The organism is Caldalkalibacillus uzonensis, assembly GCF_030814135.1.
In the GTDB taxonomy this organism is placed as follows: Bacteria; Bacillota; Bacilli; order Caldalkalibacillales; family Caldalkalibacillaceae; genus Caldalkalibacillus; species Caldalkalibacillus uzonensis.
Map to the genome: position 1 here is coordinate 172,758 of NZ_JAUSUQ010000003.1, position 21,395 is coordinate 194,152.

General features: G+C 47.5%; 21 protein-coding genes, 1 pseudogene and 1 riboswitch. Of the genes and pseudogenes, 1 reads left to right on the top strand and 21 read right to left on the bottom strand.

Translation table 11 applies throughout. From position 1 onward, the window contains the following. Positions 1–60: 60 nt before the first annotated feature. Entirely contained in the window at positions 61–894 is an 834-nt protein-coding gene (locus J2S00_RS05425; protein WP_307336479.1) for an amidohydrolase family protein, read from the bottom strand. Between the two features lie 101 nt (positions 895–995). Here J2S00_RS05425 and J2S00_RS05430 point away from each other — a divergent pair, with 101 nt between their 5' ends. Then, complete coding sequence (locus tag J2S00_RS05430; RefSeq protein WP_307336481.1) at positions 996–1,991, top strand: LacI family DNA-binding transcriptional regulator; 996 nt, start codon at positions 996–998, stop codon at positions 1,989–1,991. Positions 1,992–2,090: 99 nt separating this feature from the next. On the opposite strand, the gene J2S00_RS05435 is transcribed toward J2S00_RS05430, so the two are convergent. From J2S00_RS05435 to pruA, 20 genes and pseudogenes are all read right to left on the bottom strand, one after another. After that, entirely contained in the window at positions 2,091–3,050 is a 960-nt protein-coding gene (locus tag J2S00_RS05435) for an ABC transporter substrate-binding protein (RefSeq protein ID WP_307336912.1), read from the bottom strand. 100 nt (positions 3,051–3,150) lie between these two features. Next, the gene (locus tag J2S00_RS05440) at positions 3,151–4,155 is read right to left on the bottom strand and encodes an ABC transporter permease (protein WP_307336484.1); all 1,005 of its coding nucleotides are present in this window, start codon (positions 4,153–4,155) and stop codon (positions 3,151–3,153) included. A gap of 32 nt (positions 4,156–4,187) precedes the next feature. After that, positions 4,188–5,690, bottom strand: coding sequence for a sugar ABC transporter ATP-binding protein (locus J2S00_RS05445; protein WP_307336487.1), 1,503 nt, complete (start codon positions 5,688–5,690; stop codon positions 4,188–4,190). Between the two features lie 21 nt (positions 5,691–5,711). Continuing rightward, positions 5,712–6,140, bottom strand: a complete 429-nt coding sequence (gene fucU, locus J2S00_RS05450; protein WP_307336488.1) for an L-fucose mutarotase — start codon at positions 6,138–6,140, stop codon at positions 5,712–5,714. A gap of 88 nt (positions 6,141–6,228) precedes the next feature. Further along, positions 6,229–7,071 carry an SDR family NAD(P)-dependent oxidoreductase gene (locus J2S00_RS05455; protein WP_307336491.1) on the bottom strand — a complete coding sequence of 281 codons (843 nt, stop codon included), beginning with the start codon at positions 7,069–7,071 and terminating at the stop codon, positions 6,229–6,231. 96 nt (positions 7,072–7,167) lie between these two features. Beyond that, positions 7,168–7,554: a glycine cleavage system protein GcvH gene (gene gcvH, locus J2S00_RS05460; RefSeq protein ID WP_307336495.1), complete on the bottom strand. Its 387-nt coding sequence runs from the start codon at positions 7,552–7,554 to the stop codon at positions 7,168–7,170. A gap of 35 nt (positions 7,555–7,589) precedes the next feature. Next, positions 7,590–7,904: pseudogene (locus J2S00_RS05465) on the bottom strand (Spx/MgsR family RNA polymerase-binding regulatory protein); the annotation flags it as partial. Positions 7,905–8,040: 136 nt separating this feature from the next. Then, positions 8,041–8,622, bottom strand: a complete 582-nt coding sequence (locus J2S00_RS05470; protein ID WP_307336501.1) for a cob(I)yrinic acid a,c-diamide adenosyltransferase — start codon at positions 8,620–8,622, stop codon at positions 8,041–8,043. Continuing rightward, positions 8,619–9,491, bottom strand: a complete 873-nt coding sequence (locus tag J2S00_RS05475; protein WP_307336504.1) for a histidinol-phosphatase HisJ family protein — start codon at positions 9,489–9,491, stop codon at positions 8,619–8,621. Before J2S00_RS05475 ends, J2S00_RS05470 begins: the two co-directional genes overlap by 4 nt. A gap of 58 nt (positions 9,492–9,549) precedes the next feature. Then, entirely contained in the window at positions 9,550–9,858 is a 309-nt protein-coding gene (locus J2S00_RS05480) for a bifunctional adenosylcobinamide kinase/adenosylcobinamide-phosphate guanylyltransferase (protein ID WP_307336507.1), read from the bottom strand. Between the two features lie 65 nt (positions 9,859–9,923). Beyond that, positions 9,924–10,580: a histidine phosphatase family protein gene (locus tag J2S00_RS05485; protein ID WP_307336509.1), complete on the bottom strand. Its 657-nt coding sequence runs from the start codon at positions 10,578–10,580 to the stop codon at positions 9,924–9,926. Beyond that, complete coding sequence (cobS, locus tag J2S00_RS05490) at positions 10,532–11,335, bottom strand: adenosylcobinamide-GDP ribazoletransferase (protein ID WP_307336512.1); 804 nt, start codon at positions 11,333–11,335, stop codon at positions 10,532–10,534. Before cobS ends, J2S00_RS05485 begins: the two co-directional genes overlap by 49 nt. Beyond that, the gene (locus J2S00_RS05495) at positions 11,332–11,865 is read right to left on the bottom strand and encodes a bifunctional adenosylcobinamide kinase/adenosylcobinamide-phosphate guanylyltransferase (protein ID WP_307336515.1); all 534 of its coding nucleotides are present in this window, start codon (positions 11,863–11,865) and stop codon (positions 11,332–11,334) included. Before J2S00_RS05495 ends, cobS begins: the two co-directional genes overlap by 4 nt. 6 nt (positions 11,866–11,871) lie before the next feature. Beyond that, complete coding sequence (gene cobD, locus J2S00_RS05500) at positions 11,872–12,981, bottom strand: threonine-phosphate decarboxylase CobD (RefSeq protein WP_307336518.1); 1,110 nt, start codon at positions 12,979–12,981, stop codon at positions 11,872–11,874. A 13-nt stretch (positions 12,982–12,994) separates the two neighbouring features. Then, positions 12,995–13,990, bottom strand: a complete 996-nt coding sequence (cbiB, locus tag J2S00_RS05505) for an adenosylcobinamide-phosphate synthase CbiB (RefSeq protein WP_307336521.1) — start codon at positions 13,988–13,990, stop codon at positions 12,995–12,997. 9 nt (positions 13,991–13,999) lie between these two features. Then, complete coding sequence (locus J2S00_RS05510) at positions 14,000–15,484, bottom strand: adenosylcobinamide amidohydrolase (protein WP_307336525.1); 1,485 nt, start codon at positions 15,482–15,484, stop codon at positions 14,000–14,002. Then, complete coding sequence (locus J2S00_RS05515) at positions 15,481–16,539, bottom strand: FecCD family ABC transporter permease (protein WP_307336528.1); 1,059 nt, start codon at positions 16,537–16,539, stop codon at positions 15,481–15,483. The genes J2S00_RS05510 and J2S00_RS05515 overlap by 4 nt, the downstream gene beginning before the upstream one ends. Continuing rightward, positions 16,502–17,530 carry an ABC transporter substrate-binding protein gene (locus tag J2S00_RS05520; RefSeq protein ID WP_307336530.1) on the bottom strand — a complete coding sequence of 343 codons (1,029 nt, stop codon included), beginning with the start codon at positions 17,528–17,530 and terminating at the stop codon, positions 16,502–16,504. Before J2S00_RS05520 ends, J2S00_RS05515 begins: the two co-directional genes overlap by 38 nt. Before the next feature lie 183 nt (positions 17,531–17,713). After that, positions 17,714–17,923, bottom strand: a riboswitch (cobalamin riboswitch). Between the two features lie 85 nt (positions 17,924–18,008). After that, entirely contained in the window at positions 18,009–19,517 is a 1,509-nt protein-coding gene (gene putP, locus J2S00_RS05525) for a sodium/proline symporter PutP (RefSeq protein WP_307336535.1), read from the bottom strand. 329 nt (positions 19,518–19,846) lie between these two features. Next, positions 19,847–21,394 carry an L-glutamate gamma-semialdehyde dehydrogenase gene (gene pruA / locus J2S00_RS05530; RefSeq protein ID WP_307336538.1) on the bottom strand — a complete coding sequence of 516 codons (1,548 nt, stop codon included), beginning with the start codon at positions 21,392–21,394 and terminating at the stop codon, positions 19,847–19,849. Position 21,395 lies beyond the last annotated feature (1 nt).

Sequence of the window (21,395 nt, forward strand, 5' to 3'; positions counted from 1 at the left end):
TAAAACACTCCCGTTGATAGAGCAAGTGTTCTGCCCCGATGATTGTACTAATCGAAAAAATTAGGATAGTTTGTAAAAGCGCATCGCATTCTGACCAAAAATTTTGTCTGCTTCCTTAGCCGATAAGGAGGCAGGCAAATTTGCTGCCAAGGCCTGATATACTTCTTCATACTGTCCAGCCAGCAAGCAGACTGGCCAGTCGCTTCCAAACATCACTCTTTCCACTCCAAACACCTCTAAGGCATGGGACACATAGGGACGGAGATCATCCGGGGCCCACTTCTGGTGATCGGCCTCTGTGATCATCCCTGATAACTTGCACATCACATTGGGATAATTCGCTATTTCTGCAAGATGTTCCTGCCATGGATGCATCTCCTGCTTGGCAATGTTCGGTTTAGCCAGATGGTCAATAACCGCTCGCAAGCGAGGAAAACGTTGAAGTAAGGCCTTGATTACAGGAAGATGCCTTGGATAGATGAGCAAGTCAATAGGAAAATCGTTTTCTACTAACCGACTGATATTTTCGACCACCTGCGGACGCAGGATCCATTTATCATCAGCTAAATCCTGGAGCATTGGACGGATCCCAACAAATCCTTGCCGTTGTCTATAGCGGTCAAAATCTTGGGGAAATGTTTCTGACTCTAAGTCCAACCAGCCAACCACTCCAGCGATAAAGTCTGTTTCAGCGTACAAGCTAAGTAGAAATTCTGTCTCTTCGACAGTCGATGTGGCTTGAACCACAATGGTCTTCTCTATCCCACAGCGTTCCAAATGGGATTTTAAATCCTGCGGTAAAAAATCTCGGTAGATCTCTTCAAGTTCAGGCGTTAACCAAAAGTAATCACCACGTTCCAGCTTCCAAAAGTGTTGATGAGCATCTATTCGCATCCCTTACACTCCCTTATGCGTTGATGTTATAATAAGGTTATATGATACCGGTAACTTTTTAAATGTTCAAAATTTAATGCGGTGAAAGGAAGAACCTAGAGATGGTAACAATTTACGATATTGCTAAAAAAGCCAATGTGTCACCCATGACGGTCTCCCGGGTGATTAATAATTCTGGAAACATCTCTGAGAAAACGAGAAAAAAAGTTGAAAAGGTCATTCGTGAAATGAATTATATCCCCAATTCTGCGGCTCGCAGCCTTATCTCAAAGGAAACAAAAATTTTAGCTTTGCTTATCACCGACATCACCAACCCTTTTTTCACAAAAGTAGCCCGTGGAGCAGAGGATAAAGCACTGGAAAAGGGTTATCGTTTAATATTAAGCAATAGCGATGAGAATCTATACAAAGAAACTGATTACTTTAAAACATTTATTTCCACCCCTGTGGACGGGATCATCTTTGCCCCAACTGGAGATGAATCAAAGAAGAACATTCAGTTGTTAAATGATCACCAAATTCCCTTTGTGCTAGTGGATCGGGAAATTCCGGGCATCCAATGCGACCAAGTATTAGGCGACAATCACAGTGGCAGCCGGCAACTCCTCGACTATTTATACCAGAAAGGCCACCGGAAGATAGCTTTAATCAATGGACCGGCAACCGTCTCCACCGCAAGGGAACGCCAGAAAGCGTATATGGAATTTATGAGGGAACACAGTTTAGTGATCCACCCTGAATGGATTTTAGAGACCAATTACAAACAAGGAGGGGCCATTACCGCGGTCGAAACTTTGCTTTCCCTTCCTAATAAGGATAAACCTACGGCCATTTTTGCAGCCAACAACTTTATTGCTATTGATGCCATCAATACATTAAAGAAATACAACTACGATCCTCCCCATGATATTGATATTGTCTGTTTTGATGATTTAGAATCCTATTCGTGGTTCCCCCCTTTTCTAACGGTAGCTGTACAACCAGCTTATGATTTCGGCTATACTGCCACTCAGTTACTGATTGAACGCATTGAAAAAAAGTCACCGACAACAGAACGGAAAGTGATCCTGACTCCTAAAATAGTATATCGAAACTGAAATAATATCCTTCTATTTGAACAAAATAAGGTGGAAAGGTTAGCCAAAGCACGGCTAACCTATTCATGTATGTTTCACCTTTTCTGTTTAAAGAATGTTTTAGTCATATAGAACCGCTTGTATCTCTTCCGAATCAATGTTGTCCTTATCATACCAGAAGAAACCGGTATCGATTGTTTCTGGTACACTTTCACCACTAATGACCTGCACCGCAGCCTTGACCGTCTCATATCCTATGCCGATCGGGTTTTGAGTAATGGCTCCTGCCATAATACCACTTTTGATCCCCTCGATCTGCTGTTTCCCCGAGTCATAACCAATAATGACTATCTCTCCTTCTTTGTTCAGCTCACGAACTGCATTGACAATACCGATCGCAGATCCTTCATTGGCACCGAAGAAGCCGTCAAGATCTGGATGGGCTTGTAAGATCGCTTTGGCCAAATCAGTTGATCTGAGATGGTCCCCGCCTCCATATTGGATATCAATGATCTCAATATCGGGATATTGTTCATTAATCCGATTGACAAAACCATCACGACGGTCAACGCCCGTGCGGCTAGTTTGGTCATGAACAATCAAAGCTACTTTCCCTTTATTGCCAATCAGCTCAGCCATTTTATCTGCCGCCAGAGCTGATGCGGCGATATTATCTGTGGCCGCCGTTGCTAGTGGAATGTCACTGTCTACACCAGAATCAAAAGCAATAACAGGAATATTGTTGTCACGTGCCCGTTCCAGAAGCGGCAGGGCCGACTGGCTGTCCAGCGCTGCAAACCCAATGGCATCCGGATTTCGGTCAAGAGCAGCCTGAAGCATTTCAATTTGTTTGTCCACTTGGGACTCAGTTTCAGGCCCTTCAAATGTAATTTCAACGTCAAATTCTTCTGCAGCCTGTTCAGCCCCCAACCTGACTGCTTGCCAAAATTGATGTTGAAACCCTTTTGAGATTAAGGGAATGTACAGTTTTCCATCATCATCTCCCCCATTTGAAACGCCTTGTTGCTCATCAGCTGGAGAAGACGAACAAGCGGTCAAAAGAGAAGTGAACACCAACATCAAAGCAAGAAAAACTATCCCATTTTTCACACTCAATCTCTCCTTTTTAATATAAATTTTTATTAATAAGTTGTAACCCCTTATAGAAAACAACCTTCCCTTACTTTTTGCCACGCCTTAAAATATCCGCATAGACCGCTAGGATGACCACAACCCCCACCACCACGGTTTGCCACTCTTGAGGAACAGAAAGAATGCGCAAACCGTTGGTCAGGACACTCATAATCAATGCCCCTATCACTGTGCCCAGGATGGTTCCCTTTCCACCGCTGAGGGACGTTCCACCAATGACCACTGCGGCAATCGCTTCTAATTCATATCCCATACCTAGTCCCGGTTGGGCAGAATTTAACCTGGAGGCCATGAGTACGCCAGCCACTCCTGTAAAAATGCCGGTTATGGTGTAAATAGTCATCTTCCAAAAATCCACGTTCACCCCTGAAAGGCGAGTCGCTTCTTCATTACTCCCCAAGGCAAAGTTATATCTCCCTATAATCGTCTTAGACAGAATAACAGCTGCCAAAATGGCCATGCCGAAATAGATTAAAATGGCATTGGGCACCTCAAATCCTGGGATGATGTAGGACGTTATTGATCCTAGCGCAATTGAGGAAAATTCCGGATTGTCATTAAAATAGATTGGCTTTGTTCCAGAGATCACGAGTGCCAAGCCCTTGGCGATCATCATCATTGCCAGTGTGGCAATGAAGGGAGGAATTTTCATCTTGGCCACAGCAAATCCGCTTAACAATCCGCACAGGGCTCCGGTCAAAATCCCACCCAATATACCGATGGGTGTTGGCAATCCCCAAAATGTGATAAACACGCCAGTCATGACTGAACATAAGGTCATGACTGTCCCGACAGATAAGTCGATACCTCCAGTAATGATAACAAACGTAGCCCCTAAAGCTAGAATGCCGATTACTGCTGCTGATAATAGGATACCGACGATATTGGAAAAGTGTAGAAAATTACTCGAGGCCAAGGAAAAAAAGATGACAAGTATGATTAAACTAGCAAAAGCCAATACCTGCTGTAATGCACTCGATTTAATAGGGACTTTCTTTCTCAACGCAGCGAACTTGTCCGTTTCCAATTTCATGATCGTTCCCCCATTGTTTGAAAGGTCTTCAATTATGCCAATCGTTTGACAGCGTAATTCATAATAGTCTCTTGGGTCACATTTTCATTCTTAAGTTCACCGGTAATCCTTCCTTCACACATGACAATTATACGGTGACTCATAAGTAAAATCTCGGTCAATTCTGACGAAATCATAATGATGGACTTCCCTTGTTTAGCCAGCTTGTTTAACAAATTATAAATCTCACGTTTGGCTCCCACATCAATGCCACGGGTCGGTTCATCAAATATTAAAATATCACAGTCACGGACCAACCATTTCCCTATAACCACCTTCTGTTGATTACCCCCTGAAAGAAACTTCACCTGCTGATGGATACTGGGGGTCTTCACTTTTAAGTCCTCAACAATATCCGTAGAGACACGGTCAATGTGGTTATCATTCATCCATCCTCCTGCCCACATGAACTTTCGATAAGAAGGAAGAGCAATATTAGTTTTGACATCCATTTCGGTGAGCAGTCCAAACTGTTTTCGGTCTTCAGAAAGATATCCTATCCCATGTTTTACCGCATCATGGGTACTATTAATTACAACTTTCTGTCCATGGATATAAATGTCCCCTGAGTCAATCGGGTCTGCACCAAAAATGGCACGGGCCACCTCTGTGCGACCAGCTCCCATTAATCCTGCAAATCCTAAAATCTCTCCTTTATTGAGGTAAAAAGAGATATCTTTAAGAATGGACCCCCGGTTGAGATGTTTCACTTCAAGCACCTTTTCATTGCTAACCCTCTCGATTTTGGGTTTGAACGAATATTTAATTTCCCGTCCCACCATCATGGCCACAATCTCGTCAATCGACACCTCTTGAGTGTTAACGGTATCAACATAGCACCCATCTCGCATGACCGTAATTCGATCCGTGATCCGCTTTAGTTCATCCATGCGGTGAGAGATATAGATAATACCCACCCCGTTATCCCGCAACTGGTGAATGATCTTAAACAGGTCTTCAATTTCATTTTCTGTCAACGCTGCTGTTGGCTCATCCATGATTAACACTTCAGCATCAAAGGAGAGCGCCTTCGCAATTTCAACCATCTGTTGCTTGGCCACGGTAAGTTCGGAGACCAAGGTGTTCAGGTCCAAATTCAGATTCAAACGTTCAAACATCAAACTGGCCATTTCATTCTGTCTTTTTTCATCCAGGAATAACTGAAACCTTTTCCTTGGTTCTCTGCCAATAAAAATATTTTGAGCCACTGTCAAATCAGGCATAAGATTTAATTCTTGGTGAATCATACTGATACCCAGATTTTGTGCTGTTTTTGTATTTGGAATATCAATCTCCTTCCCCTTAAAAAAAATGGTGCCTGCATCCTTCTGGTAAATACCGGTCAGAATTTTCATGAGAGTAGACTTGCCTGCCCCATTTTCACCAACAAGAGCATGAACCTCCCCTTTCTTTAACTCGAATCGTGCTTTAGAAAGGGCTTGGACCCCTGGGAAACGCTTATCAATATCCTCCATTCGCAAAAGAACCTCACTCACTTTATCACCTGCTTTTTCCGCTTATTTGATTACTCCTTTTTTTAGAATGATATTGCCATATAAAGCGCTTTCACTTGTGGCCACAATGGCATAGGCTGATTTAGCTCTTCCATAGAACTCAAACCTGTCCACCATCTCAAACTGAGTACCTTGGCCAGCATGCTTATTTATGATTGAGCGATACTGTTCCCATATCAAAGGCGAATGAGGATCACCTGGTACTACCTGCATTAACGCCACCGGCTTTTCCACATAAGTATCAAGGGGAAAAAAGGTAAGGATGGCTTCCAACAGTTCAGGTATGTTATGGCCATCAGAACGGATTAACCGGCGGGCGAGACTGGCAGATGGAAAATTTCCATCTGCCAGTACAATTTCATCACCGTGTCCCATCTCCATAAGTATCTTCATTAATTCTGGAGAAAGAATAGCAGGGATCCCTTTGAGCATGGATAGCTTTCCCCCATTCCTATCATTCTATTGTTATCGATAACATTTTTTTAGTTTAATTGTATCAGATTCATATTTAAGCGGTCAATTATATTTTAGTATTATTCATATTTTTTTGATAATAGTCAGTTGAATGATTAAAATATTCCCACTCCGGCTTTATTCCAGCTCCATAACCTAACGTAGCGCCCCCCTCCACTGGCAGTGCGACCCCTGTAACAAAAGAAGCTTCTTCACTAGCAAGAAATAAGGCAGCTCTTGCAATTTCTTCAGTAGAAGCGGTACGACCTAACATGTGGGACAAATCTTGCTCCAAGCGGGCTTTCTCTGGATCATGCTGTGTTTCAAACCAGCTTTCCAGAAGGGGGGTTTTCACTCCTGCCGGACAAATGGCATTGACACGAACATTAAACGGAGCATAATCAATGGCTGCTGCTTTGGTCAAGGCAATCACAGCCCCTTTGCTGGCTGAGTAGGCCGCATTACTCCGCTGCCCAATGACTCCTGTCATCGAAGCCATATTAATGATATTACCCTGTGTTTGCTTAAGGTGAGGAATGGCATATTTAATCGTTAAGTAGATGCTTTTGATATTAACATCAAATAAACGATTCCATTCAGCCGTTTCGATTTCCTCTAAACGTTTAGGGAGGATGATTCCCGCATTATTAAACAAAATATCGAGCTGTTTAAATGTGGTAATGGTATTTTCAATCAGCGAGCAAACATGAGACTCGTTTGAGACATCACAGTGAACAGCGATTGAATCCTGATTGTCTTCTCTGATCTTCTCTGCGATGGCCTCTGCTTTTTCCATGTTGATGTCAGCGACGACCACCTTAGCTCCTTCTTGGGCAAATAAGCGAGCACTTGCCTCTCCGATCCCGCTTGCTCCACCCGTGACAATGACGACTTTATCTTTTAAGCGCATCGTATGATATAACCTCCTTTAATTGTTATCGGTAACAATTATACAATAAATAAACCGTGCAGAACACTCACTCTGCACGGCAATTTTAATCATCTATTAGTCATTTTCGGTGACCATTTTTTCATATTCTTCAGCGGACATGAGCTTATCCAGTTCACTGGTATCTGACATTTCCACGACAATCATCCACCCATCACCATATGGATCAGAGTTGACCAGTTCCGGTTCATCTTCCAGGCTTTCGTTGACTTCTAATACTTTTCCGCTCACAGGTGCATATAACTCCGAAACCGTTTTAACAGATTCTACACTGCCAAAAGGAGAATCCTGTTCCACTTCATCATCCACTTCGGGCAGTTCTACAAAAACAATATCACCTAATTCAGATTGAGCAAAATCAGTAATTCCTATGTATGCCTTGTTGCCTTCCACGCGAACCCACTCGTGCTCTTCGCTGTATTTCAATTCCTTAGGTAGGTTCATTCCTCACACCTCCATGTGTATTTGCTTTCATCATACTATGTTCCCCAAGTCTCTGCAAATGTTTTCTCCTGAAAGCCAATGGTCACCTTGTTACCATCTGTCACTATGGGCCGTTTAAGCAGCTTCCCGTTTGAAGACAGAAGTTCCAGTTGTTCCTCTTCGTTCATGCCAGGTAAGTTTTCTTTCAGGTTTAATTCTTTGTACACTGTACCCCGTGTATTAAAAAATTTGTTTAGTGATTCTCCCGATTGCTGCCACAGCTTGCGCAGCGTTTCCTTGTCCGGGGGATCGTTGACAATATGCACCACATGCAAATCATAGCCATGATCTTCAAGCCAAGCCTTGGCTTTACGGCACGATGTTCATTGGGGATAGTGATATATCGTTACTTTAGGCATCAAGATCCTCCTTTACCAATCGTCCAGTTTACTTTATATAGCCTGTCCAAGTTGAGCCAGTACCAATCAGACACGTTAACCACTCACTCTACTCCTTGTTACGTCGACGGGAAAACACATTGGCACTGCGTACATACTCCACATCTTTATGCCCAGCCCGGTGGTTGATCACCCTGGCCAAGGCAAAGAAATAATCGGACAAGCGGTTCAAATATTTCTGCACCCAAGGATTGATCTTTTCTTTTTCAGCCAATCGCACCGTCTGGCGTTCCGCCCGCCGGATGACCGTTCTGGCCACATGCAAATAGGCCGCTGCTTTGGTTCCACCCGGGAGAATAAACCGCTCCAGTTCTGGTGCCTCGGCCACATAGGCATCGATGCGCTCCTCCAAAAAGGTGACCATCTCTTCCGTCACTTTAAATGGATATTTCCGCTCCGCACCTTCTTTTTTGCTTAAGTCACTGCCGCAGTCAAACAACTCATGCTGAATTTTCTCCAGCTCCTCTCTGATCTGGCGCTCCTCTTCTGGCAGATGGGCAATCGCCACACCCACAAAGCTGTTGGCTTCGTCTACCGTGCCATAAGCTTCCACTTTTGCACTGGCCTTGGATACACGGCCACCTACAATACTGGTTTGGCCCTCATCCCCTGTACGCGTATAAATTTTCATCGTTTCGTTCCCCTTTCATTCGGTTTACGAGTTTCTCCCACAGAAATGAAACGTGGCTGCCCTTCCCGATAAACGGTGATATACTTGAAACCGACTTCTACCAACAAGTGATAGGCCTGTTCAAAGTGGTGGGCAATATGTGCCTGATGATGCGCATCGGAACCGATAGTGATAATTTCGCCACCCAGCTGGCGGTAAAGTTTGATGACCGGCAGCTCAGGCAAGGCACAGTTCAGTTTATAACGATAACCAGACATATTGATTTCAATGCCCCGCCCTGTGTTAATCAGCTCTTTCAGCGTCTCAGCAATGAGGTGATCGTAGCGCCGCCAATCGATACAGGTATGATCCGCTTTCAAGTAGTGCACATAACGTTTGATCAGATCCAGATGACCTAGCACATGAAAATAGGGGTTATCCCGCACACAGTGGTACACAGTCTCAAAATAGAGATGCAAGGCTTGATCTAATTGTTTACCTTTAAAATAGTCACCGTTGTGCAGATCCAAGTCATCAGCAATATGGACGGAACCAATGATAAAGTCAAACTGATGGTCCCGGACAAACTGTTCATTCCTACTTTTTACCGAGGGATGTAAGCCAATCTCCACTGCCTTTAAGATATGCAGATGGTCTCCAAACCGCTTTCTCAGCTCATCCACTGTGCGGGCATAATCATGATAATCGAATTCAAAGGTCAACGGACAATTGGGATAAAAATAATCCAAATGTTCAGTAAAGGCGATTTCAGTCACTCCCTTGTCAATGGCCGCTTGACAGGCCACATCCATTGGGAGTTTGGAGTCAGCTGAAAATGAGGTATGCACGTGGTAATCAAACATGGCACTTTCTTCCTTTACATCTGGCATTTTTTATACTTATACAACAGCATAGCTGAAAATCCCGCTCAGGAAAAGAGGGCTCTGATCATTTCAGTTTTTTCCCCAGTCCGTGCCAGATGTAATACACATGATCGCTTAGCGACGACCCTTGCTGGACAAGCCAGCCGTTTAAATCACGCCACGTTCTTTCTAGCGCTGACAAAGGTACAATGCCCCGCCCCATTTCCAACATGATCAGAAACACAACACTATTCTCATCGCTTTGACGCCTTTGTGCTTCTGACTGGCGCACCTGTCCCAATAAAGTGTTAAACTGAGACAATATATGTTCCGCATCCCTTCCTTGTTCCAGTTCCTGCTTAATCCACTCCTCAAAGCCTTCCATGACTAACACGGTATGAGCCTGCCACCTTTTCGACCAGTCCTGCCAACTATGTCCCTGATAGGCAGAGATCCAGCTCAGCTGTTGACCTGTTGTTTGTGTCCTGACAAAAGCGCGCTTCCCTGAGAAGGCACCTCCCACGATGCAGTACATGCCCATCCCCTTTCAGTCCGAGTCAATTCCAGCACATAAGCTTGCCCCATATTGATGGGACTTTGCCACATGGAGGCCCTCACCCCCCATGTATATAACAGGTAGCGTATCACACCACCATGAGTCATCGTTAAAATACGTGCCGGTAGATTCTCCGGCCTTAACACCTCTCTCAGCCACTCACTTACCCGCTGCCTAAATTGACCCATTGACTCTCCACCAGGCGGGGCTGTTGTTTCCAAGTTCCTTAACCACGCCTGATAAAGCGGATCATGTTCCAGCTCCTGATGGGTCCTGCCTTCCCAGACACCGAAGTGGTATTCTCGCAAACGGTGATCATAGCTGGCAATCTTGGCCAGTTCCGGGTTCAAATCATGCAGCGTTTGCCGGCAGCGGGTCAGATCACTGCAATATACCCGGCTGAAGCTGAGTGCGGCCAACTGTGAGCGGAGACCGTCGAACAGATGCCACTCCTCAGGCAGACAGGGGACATCCGTGTGGCCATAGTAGCGTCCTTCCCTGTTCCACTCTGTCAGCCCATGACGAACCAGATACAGATGAACAGACTGAATAGTCCCCATAATTCGCCCCCCTCAATTGCTGCCCCTAACAGATCTCCGTTAATCCCGCCAAATTGAGCCTGGCTCCACCGCATCCAAACCAGCAAAAACAAAAGATGATTGACATAGAGCAGAATCAGCCACGGTTCCAGGACAATAGTGAGTGCAAGGGGGAAACCCCCCCAGGCAAGATCCCGCTTCCCCAAGGAGCGGTGCCACACCCAGGCCAATCCTTCCTGTCTAAACGGCCGAAGCCAACCGAGGCAGACCAGCACACCCCAGCGGGAGATACCGAGCACCCCCACTAGAATCAACATCAGCAGGGCTGTCTGCTCCTGCTTCAGCATAACCTCAACAATGGCGAACAGAAAAACAGCTTTCCACATCAGCAACAAAACCAAGCTAATGATCCCGAAACTGCCCACATGGGGGTCTTTCATAATGGCGATTTTTTTTTCTAATGGGGCCCGAGAGCCGACAGCATCGGCCACATCCATCCATCCGTCCAGGTGCAGGCCGCCGGTTAGAATGATCCAGGCTGAGAGCACAACAAGGGTGAGCATCCACACCGGCACAAACGGAGCAAGCAAGAAGACCAGACTGCCAAGGAAAACACCCAGCACCATACCGACCAAGGGGTAGGCCCTTAGGGCCCAGCTTAAAGTTTCAGGCTGCCATTCCGGACGGAAGGGCAGAGGCAGCGTGGTTAAAAATTGAAAGGCGATGGCCACTCCGCCACCCATCTCCTTCATGTTCCGTCTCCAGTTCCTGCTCATGCCCGATCTCCTTTCCACATCACCCCTTGCCCGGCAATGACCTGAACGGCTTGGTCAGCCTCGGCCACGCACAGCCGATGAACCTGTTCCAAAGCATAGATATAACGTCTCACTTCACGGTCAACTGGAGGAACCCCTTCATTAACATCATTGGACACCAGAACCAGTGACAATTGCCTCTTCTCGGCTGTGGCCAGCATCCGCCTGGCCGCAGTCAAAATTTCCTCCACTGAAAGGACGTCTTCAAATAACAAATGGCTAAGCCAGATGGTCAGGCAATCGACCAAGACGATGCTTCCTTCCTGACACAGGTTTATGACCTTATCCACTTCCTTTGCTTCTTCTATTGTCTGCCATCGTCCCGAACGCTGGCGGCGGTGCCGCTCAATGCGCTCTGCCATTTCAGAGTCAAGCGGTTGGGCTGTGGCAACATAGACAAGTGGTGTGCCCTTTTTTGCTAACTGCAAACAGAGGGACTCGGCATAGCTGCTTTTTCCCGAACGGGCGCCTCCTGAAACAAACATAATCATCTTGGTTCACCATCTTTGTTCAGTCCACTCGGCAAGGGCTGCTACCAATTTCTCATTTTCCTCTCGAGAGCGGACGGCAAAACGGAGCCACTCCCCGTCCAACCCTTTGAAGGTATGCGTGTGACGGGGCACAATGCCTTTGCCTAACAAGAAGGCAAGCAACGCCTCAGCTTCGCTCACTGCTTGCTCTTTGCTCCACCTTTCAGACCTGCCATCGCGCAGTAAATAGAAATTGGCCGTGAACGGTGAGGTTTCAAATTTTAAGCCAGTTAAGGCTGTTCTTAAAAATTGGGTTTCAGCCAACAGCCAGTCACGGGTCCGTGCTACAAACGTCTGATCAGCCACCAAGTGTGGAATTAAGGCGGCCGCTAAAGCATTGACACTCCAGGGCATTTGTTTGGCGGCCAGCTCCTCAATGACCGCTTCGTCAGCCAAGATATATCCCAGCCGCAAGCCTGGAATGGTGAACATTTTTGTCAGGGAGCGCAGTAAGATCAAGTGGGGCGCCTCTTTTAGCCATGGTGTGAGGGAGTCCGCTTGTGGCAAAAAATCGACAAACGCCTCATCAACCACCACATAACATCCATGACGCCGGGCTGCTGACAAGATGCTGCGGATTGTGTCAGCATCAAGCAGTGTGCCTGTTGGATTATTAGGCTGGGCCAAAAAAATGACATCAACATCACTAAGATGAGCCACGATCTCCCCCAGGGGCCACTCAAAACGGGGAGGATGAGAGAGAAACAAAGGCGTAATCTGAAGCCCATGTTGCTGGCAAGCCCGCTCATACTCCCCAAAGGTAGGATGGACAATCAGGGCCCGCTTGTTCCGTAACCAATGGGCTACGAGAAAAATCGCTTCTGCTCCTCCGTTGGTTAACAGCACCTTTTCAGACGGCAGGCCTTCTGCCTGGGCGATCGCTTGGCGCGGTTCCTCATAGTTTGGATCCGGATAACGTCTGATCTGCTTTAACGCGGAAAAGATGAGCTCCTGGATATAATCCGGAGGGCCCAACGGGTTCAAATTGGCACTAAAATCTAACACCGATTGGGGACGAGACTGATGAAACATGTTCCACATTTGTTCAGGTTGCCCGCCATGACTTGGCCACTGCACACACATCCCCCCTTCACTCAACGTATAAACTCAGCCAACCCCACAGGCAAAGGGCTAGGAGAAGGACAGCGCTGAAAATCAGCCATGTTCCGTGCATCAGCCGCACACTGCGTCTGATATCTTCCGCCTCAAGCGGCCGGAGGTTATCCCCCAAGGTGGGACGCCGGGAAGGAACCCCCTGATAATAATTGATTCCGCCCAGTTGAACCCCTAAGAGAGCAGCCATCATTGCCTCCGGCCAGCCGCTATTTGGGCTGGGGTGTTTAGGAGCATCCCGGAAAGTAATGTGCCACACCTTGCTTTTGACAAGACTGACACGGCCCATCTGTGCTGCTAACCACAGAGCAACAACCGTGAAACGGGCCGGAAGCCAATTAAGCACATCATCCATTCGTGCAGATGCCCAGCCAAACGCTTTGTAACGCTCATTCCGGTAACCCACCATAGCATCCAAGGTGTTGACGGCCCGGTACACCATGGCCAAGGGAGCCCCGCCAATCAGGGTCCAAAACAAAGGAGCCGTAATCGCATCCACGCTGTTTTCAGCCACCGTTTCCACCGCTCCTCTGGCAACCTCTCCCTTGTTTAAGTGGTCTGTATCCCGTCCTACAATTTCGCCCAGCTTGTCACGGGCTGTTTCCAACTGCCCTGCTTGGAGGGGACGGTAAACCTCCATCGCTGCTTGATGCAAACTTTTAATGGCAATGCTGGTCCAGATCAACCCTATTTCCACTAACATCCCCACTCCTGTATGGAGGCGGTAAGCTCCCCATACTGCCAACCAGCTTAGTCCTCCAACCACAACCACTACTGTAGTCAACAATCCAATTCCCTTTAACCTGCGGTTTGTTCCCCTGTTCCACTTCCCTTCCAAAACAGCAATAAAGCTGCCCAGCCAACGCACAGGATGGGGTAAGCGGCGAGGATCACCAACGAGAAGATCAAGAGCTATCGCTCCTGAAAGGATAATCAGCAAATGGATCCAAGCTGGTGTCAGTCCCGCCAACATCTATACAATCTAACCTCTTTCTGCAGAAGTTACCCCAAGCCGGCGCCAGTACTTCTGAATCGCTTGTAGTGTTGCCTGGTAAACCAGCTGGCCCAGGGCTTTGCCCAGTACGGTGGCCGATCCGGCATACGGTGTTTTCTTACCGCGCTGGGTAGCCGCAATCACCACACTGTCTGTGGAGGTGCCAGTGGCTAGAGTGCCAGTAGCCTTATCTTTCACCTGTAAAGTGGCAAGGGCCTTTGCCTTGGCTTCTGTCGCCGTCATCACCGCATTGACAAACGCACCGTCGGTCAGGTGGCCATCAATAAACACCATCGTGTTGATCGTGCCAATTTGTCTGAGCGTCTGCAGGTCATGGTTTTGGGAAATATCAACGGCATTGCCTGTTCCGGCCGTGACCACGGCCAGCAGTTGAAAAGGGGCTTCTTCCCGCTCCAAGAGGACGTAATCTTCCAGATCAACCGCTGTCATCATGCCAATCGCCTGCTGAACAGGAATGGATCGCTCTTCTAGCCAGCGCTTTACATCTGACTCAGGGTTGGAACAGTTATAGTGCTTGGGAACGTGGAAATTACAAAAATGAGCCGCCCAACTGATTCCGCTCCCCCACACACTGTTAGCCATCACTTTTAATGGATGGTCAAAACACAAATAAAGCAGCTTTTCGTCCTGGGTTAAGCGGTACCCTGCTAACAGGGAAGGAGATGCTTGGCCCTGCTCCTCTTTTGGCGTCAGCATAAATTGTGGCTTATCCAGCTGGGGATGGGCCTGGGCATTGACCCGCACCCGGTAGATGTCTTCAATACGGTCCTCGTCTTTGAGGAGATGAACATCATTGACCACTTGCAGATAACCATCTTTCATCAAGCCCAACCGATCCGCATACAAAGCAGCTACATTAATGTCGTGCAAAATAGCAAATACGGTTAAGGCTTTGCTGCGCTGCCACTCTTTGAGCATGTTCAGCAAGTTAAAGGTATGCTTTAAATCCAGGTGATTGGTTGGTTCGTCCAGGAACAGAAGCTGAGGCTCCTGGGCCAATGCTTTGGCCAGCAGCACCCGCTGTTTTTCCCCACCGCTCAACAAGCGAAACGGCTGCTTGCGATAGTGGGCCACATGGGTGGCTTCCATGGCCTCTGTGATCACCCGTTCATCTTCAGCCGACAGCCAATTGAACAAACCATGCTGATGGGGGTAGCGTCCCAGGGCCACAATTTCTTCCACTGTAAAATCAAAGGACACGTGCTCTTCTTGCCCCAACACACTGATCAGCTTCGCCTTCTGTACACTCCCATAACGGGCCAAGGGAGTTCCATTTAAGCAGATCTCTCCCTGCTCAGGAGACAACACCCCGGTCATCAACTTCAGCAGCGTCGATTTACCACTGCCGTTAGGACCAAGCAGGGCAAAAAACTCCCCCTTGCGCAAGGTTAAGTTGATCTGTTTAACCTTAAATGCCTCATAGCCCCCACTCACCTGACGAAGTTCCATCATCGTACAAACCCCTTTCCGGCTCGTTCTCTCAGCAAGAGAAAAGCAAAAACCGGTGCACCAACCAAAGCCGTGATCACGCCAACAGGCAACTCCTGAGGTGCAATCAGCGTGCGGGCCAACAGATCAGTCAGAGCCAGGAAACTGCCCCCGATCAAAATAGACAGCGGCAGCACATGCTTATGGTCTGGCCCAGCAAGCAAACGAACCACATGGGGAATAACCAGCCCCACAAAACCAATCGTGCCAGACACGGCCACCGCCGATCCGGTTAAAAGAGAGGCACCGATCAAAATCAATAACTTACTTCGCCGGACCTCCACTCCCACATGGGCAGCTGAATGTTCACCCAAAGCCAGGGCATTCAAATCCCGGTGATGAATGAGTAACAGGACTATCCCCACCACCAAAAAAGGCAGAAACAAAAGCACATAGTGCCAGCCCCTCATGCCCACACTGCCAAACAGCCAAAACAAAATGCTGCGCAACTCTTCGCCGCTCAAGGCCATAATCAAAGAGATAAGTGATCCAATAAAGGCACTGATGATTATCCCAGCTAACACAATGGTTTCAATGGCCAGACCTCTACCCGACAAGCGGGTCATGCCGAATACCAGGAATAAAGCAAACAATCCGCCCAGGATGGCAAACAACGGCAGCGTAAACATACCGAACAAACTTAATTGAAAAAAAATAACGATGACAGCACCTAAGGCGGCGCCGGAGGACACCCCAATGGTGTACGGGTCAGCCAGGGGATTGCGCAGCAAGCCCTGAAAGGCTGCTCCGCTAATGGCCAAGGCACCGCCAACCCCAAAAGATAAGAGTACCCGGGGAAATCTGATGTCCCAGATGATCATCTCCACATTAGCTGGAATATCCTCCCCCGCCGCCCATCCCGTCAACTTGTGAATGATAATATGAATGATATCTGCCACGGGAACTTTGACACTGCTCATAAACAGGGCCAGGAGAGCGGTCACCACGACCAGCCCTCCGCTAAAAACATACAGCCAGCCCTTATTCAGTAAAAATTTCGGGATAAATGAGTTTGGCAAGGGTCTCCACTCCATCCATGATGCGTGGTCCAGGACGTGTCACGGTATCGTTATCCACGTCAAACACCTGCTCGTGCTGCACGGCAGGCACTTGACTCCAGCCGTCACGACTTAGCACTTCTTCAACAGGATTGTCAACATAATAACCGTAAGTGGTAATGATCACCTCAGGTTCCAGCTGGACAATTTCTTCCTCAGTTATGGCTGCCCATCCTTCCACACCGGCAGTTGCTGCTGCATTAACGGCATTGATGGCTTCTAACATTTCATGCATAAAAGTTCCTGTCCCTGGTGTGTAAATATCAGGACGGGGGGATACTTCCACCCACACTTTCTTTGGCTCGTCTACTTCCTGTGCTTTCGCCTTAATCTCTTCCAGACGGCGCTCTAGATCACTCACCAAGGCCTCTGCTTCTTCAGTCGTGCCGGTGACCCGAGCGATCAGACGGATAGACTCATACACATCTTCAAACCTCGTGGCATCAGTATCTACCACCACAACAGTAATGCCAGCCTCCCTCAATTGATCCAGCACATCCGCATAATTGTCCTGGTGGTGAGTGGTGACAAAGATCACATCAGGCAAGAGACTTAAAATTTTCTCCACATTAATCTCCTGTGCTCCCACTTTCTCTTTTTCCAGTGCTTCCTCAGGATAATTGGAATAATCATCCACGGCGATCACTTTATCTCCCAAACCAAGGGCAAAAACCGTCTCTGTAATACTGGGGATCATGGTGATCAATGTTTGCGGTTCATCCTCAATCGTCACTTCAGTCCCTGAACCGTCAACAATGGTAGCCGGAAAAGTCCCTTCCCCTTGTGAAACTTCCTCCTGATCCGTTTCTTCTTGACCTGGCACATGCTCTTCCTGGCCATTCCCGTTGTTCCCTTCCCCATCAGTTGCTGTTCCGCATGCTGCAGCTAAAACCAGGACAAAAGAGAGAACAATTGCTAATAACCCCCACTTTTTCCATCCCATCTGTAGCATCTTCTACACCCCTTTGTGATGTTATCTATATTGTCTTGCAGATTGGCAACACCACTGTACGTCATCAAGCATGAAAAAAACACCTTTCCTTCAAGGATAAGGTGTTCACTTAAAATAGCCGGCTTACGCAGCCCAGTGCTGCACAATAAGTGCTAGTTTTAAGCATCCTTTTCCTCGAAGGATACTTAATCTGGCAAATAGGCAGGTTTCCTGACTCACGTTTCCTCGCCTTGCTTCGCCTTCCCATGAGACAAGGCTCACAGTGGCTTGTTTGAAGCAGGCTCAACGCTCACAGTGGCGGGACCGTGCCGGACTTTCACCGGGCTTCCCTTTTAACCCGAGTGATTTTCCTTCTTGAAAAACACTCAAGGCACCTATTTGCGAGATTATGTGATTTTCCGCAGAAAGATCGTGTTGCAAATCTACTATGCTGCACATCTATTATAGTTAAGTTTGTGGCCGTTGTAAATGATTAAGGTCAATGATGTTGGTTGAGAGGTTTTGTTGCTTGCTCAAACTCCTCCTGAATCTCTTGTGCAGGTTTCTGTTCCACCAAGCTGACCAGCACAATCATGACCGAGGCAACGATAAAGCCCGGCACAATACTATACAGTGTAAACTTCTCTGCAGCCTCCCATAAAATCACGGTTAAGCCACCTGAAATAATCCCAGCCATTGCACCGCCTGCAGTCATACGCTTCCAGAACAAAGAAAACAGCACAGCTGGACCAAATGCGGCACCAAAACCAGCCCAGGCATAAGCAACTAAGCCTAGTACTGTATTCTCGCTATCCCAGGCCAACATGAGTGCAATAAGGGCAATGACAAGAACAGCAATACGTCCAACCCACACCAGTTCCTTGTCGGTTGCTTCTCTGCGGAAGAAAGTCCGGTAGAAGTCTTCTGTCAACGCACTGGAGGAAACCAGGAGCTGGGAGTCAATGGTACTCATAATGGCAGCCAAAACAGCAGCCAGGAGAATACCAGCGACCCACGGATTAAACACCGTTTGCACCATAACCAGGAAAACCGTTTCAGGATCAGCCAGTGCTTGATCCCCGCCAAACATGGCAATGCCAACAAAGCCAACAATAATGGCACCGTATAAGGTGATCACCACCCATGTGACAGAAATCAAACGGGCAGCGGGAATATCCCTGTCAGAGCGGATGGCCATAAAACGGGCCAGGATATGGGGTTGCCCAAAGTAGCCCAATCCCCATGCTAAAGCAGATATAATCCCCACAACACTTAAGGTGCCAGCCGATTCCCACACACCATCAACAAAGTTCACATCAGCTGCCACATCCAGCAGGTCCGGATTGGCTGCGCCAATCTTGCTGAACAGGGCATCAATACCGCCAACATAACTGATGGCCACAACAGGCGCCACAATCAGCGCAATAAACATTAATGTCCCTTGGAAAAAGTCTGTCCAGCTGACGGCCAAAAAGCCTCCCAAGAAAGTATAACCTACGATCACCAAAGCACCAATCAGTAATGCCGTTGAATAATCGATGCCAAAAGTTGCCTCGAACAGTTTTCCGCCCGCTACAAGGCCTGAAGCCGTGTAAAAGAGGAAATAGACCAAAATAAAGACAGCAGAAATAACGCGCAACAACTGGCTTCTGTCCTTAAAGCGGTTTGAGAAATATTCAGACAATGTAATCGAATCCCCGGCAATCTGTGTATAACGGCGTAACCGCTGGGCCACATACTGCCAGTTTAACATTGTCCCTGTCGCCAGACCAATGGCGATCCAGATACTCCACATGCCCATCCCCGATGCATAAGCGGCTCCAGGCAATCCTAACAGTAACCAGCCACTCATATCACTGGCCTGCGCGGACAAGGCTGCCACCCAGCTGTTTAACTTTCTTCCCCCAAGAACATAATCAGATAAAGTGTTTGTCCGACGATACATATAAATCCCAATAATCAACATCCCAAGCAGATAAGCCAAAAATGTGAGATAAGTGGCACTCATTGATCGTTACCCCTTCCTTCTTTAACATAAGTCCAAACCGCCCAGACAATGAGCAACGGCATGGGCACAACCAGCCAAAACCAGGTTGCCGGCGTCAAAGAAAACGCTTCCATTTTCATAGCTCCTTTCTTATCTATTTAAGGTAATTAATAACATTAATATCCATATAACTCCCACAAAAATTCTGCATCTTGTGAATACAATGGGGGGTGAAATTGGAGAGCACCTCCAGGGTTACTCTCCAATCTTATTATATCACGTTTGAACGCCTAATCATGTTTTGTATATTATGGTAAAAACGATATAAGTTTGTATTTTAATTAGATAGTTTACAAAATTTCAGAGACCGCTTTTTTCAACAGGAAGTTTAAGAGATAATCCTGATCCCCTGTTTTGGCGTTCGTACCGGACATATTAAATCCGCCAAACGGATGAACACCAACGATTGCACCTGTTGACTTGCGGTTAAAATACAGGTTGCCCACATAAAATTCTTCTCTTGCTTTTTCCAAGTTATAGCGGTTGCGAGAGTAGACCGACCCGGTTAAGCCGTACTCCGTATTGTTGGCAATCTGCAGGGCATGGTCAAAATCTTTAGCTTTGATAAAGGCCACAACCGGCCCGAAAATCTCTTCCTGGGCAATACGGGCATTGGGATCCACGTCAGCAAAGATAGTTGGCTGCACAAAGAATCCTTCGTCAGAACCTTTCTCACCGCCTGCCAACAAACGCCCTTCTTGTTTCCCAATTTCAATGTACTCCAGAATTTTGCTTTGGGCTGCTTCATCAATGACAGGTCCGGTGAAGGTGTCTGGCTTGCTCACATCACCAACTTTTAATTGCTCCGTTTTTTCCACAACCAATTGCAGCACTTGATCATAGACGTCTTCCAGGATAATCGCCCGTGAGCCGGCGGAACATTTTTGGCCTGAGAAGCCGAAAGCTGAGGCGACAATGCCTTGGGCCGCTGCTTCCAGGTCGGCATCTTTGTCAACGATGACGGCATTTTTACCGCCCATTTCAGCCACAACCCGCTTAATCCATTTTTGTTTGTCAGAACGTTTGGCAGCCAGCTCATTAATGCGCAAGCCCACATCGCGGGAACCGGTAAAGGTGATAAAGCGGGTTTGCGGATGTTCAACCAGGTAATCCCCAACTTCAGAACCGCTGCCAGGCAAGTAGTTGACGACACCAGCCGGAAGACCTGCTTCCTCCAAGAGTTCCATAAACTTATAGGCAATGACCGGCGTAGCGCTGGCTGGCTTTAACACCACTGTGTTACCCGTCACAATGGAGGAAACCGTCATACCGCACATAATGGCCAGCGGGAAGTTCCAGGGCGGAATCACGATACCAACGCCTAATGGAATATAAAAGGCTTCATTATCTTCTCCAGGCAAACGGGTTAATTCCTGCGGCTGGGCCAGACGGATCATGTCGCGTCCGTAATACTCCAAGAAATCAATCGCTTCCGCGGTATCTGCATCTGCTTCTACCCAAGATTTCCCGGCTTCTTTGACTAACCAGGCGGAAAACTCATGTTTACGTCTTCTTAACAGGGCAGCTGTTTTAAACAAGTAGCGGGCCCGGTGTTCAGCGGGAACACGTTTCCACTCTTCAAATGTTTCAGCTGCCACTTGAATCGCTTTTTCAGCCAAGGCTTGATCCGCTTTGGAGACGCGCCCAATCACTTCCCCCTTTTTGGAGGGGTTAACCGAGACAATCTTTTGCTCCGTGGTGATCCGTTCCCCGCCAATAATCAGCGGATACTTTCCCTCCAGCTCACCTTCCACTTTTTTCAAAGCCGCTTCAAAATCAGCCCGGTTTTGCTCATCCTTAAAGTTGGTGAACGGCTCTGGCTTAAATGCTTCTAACATG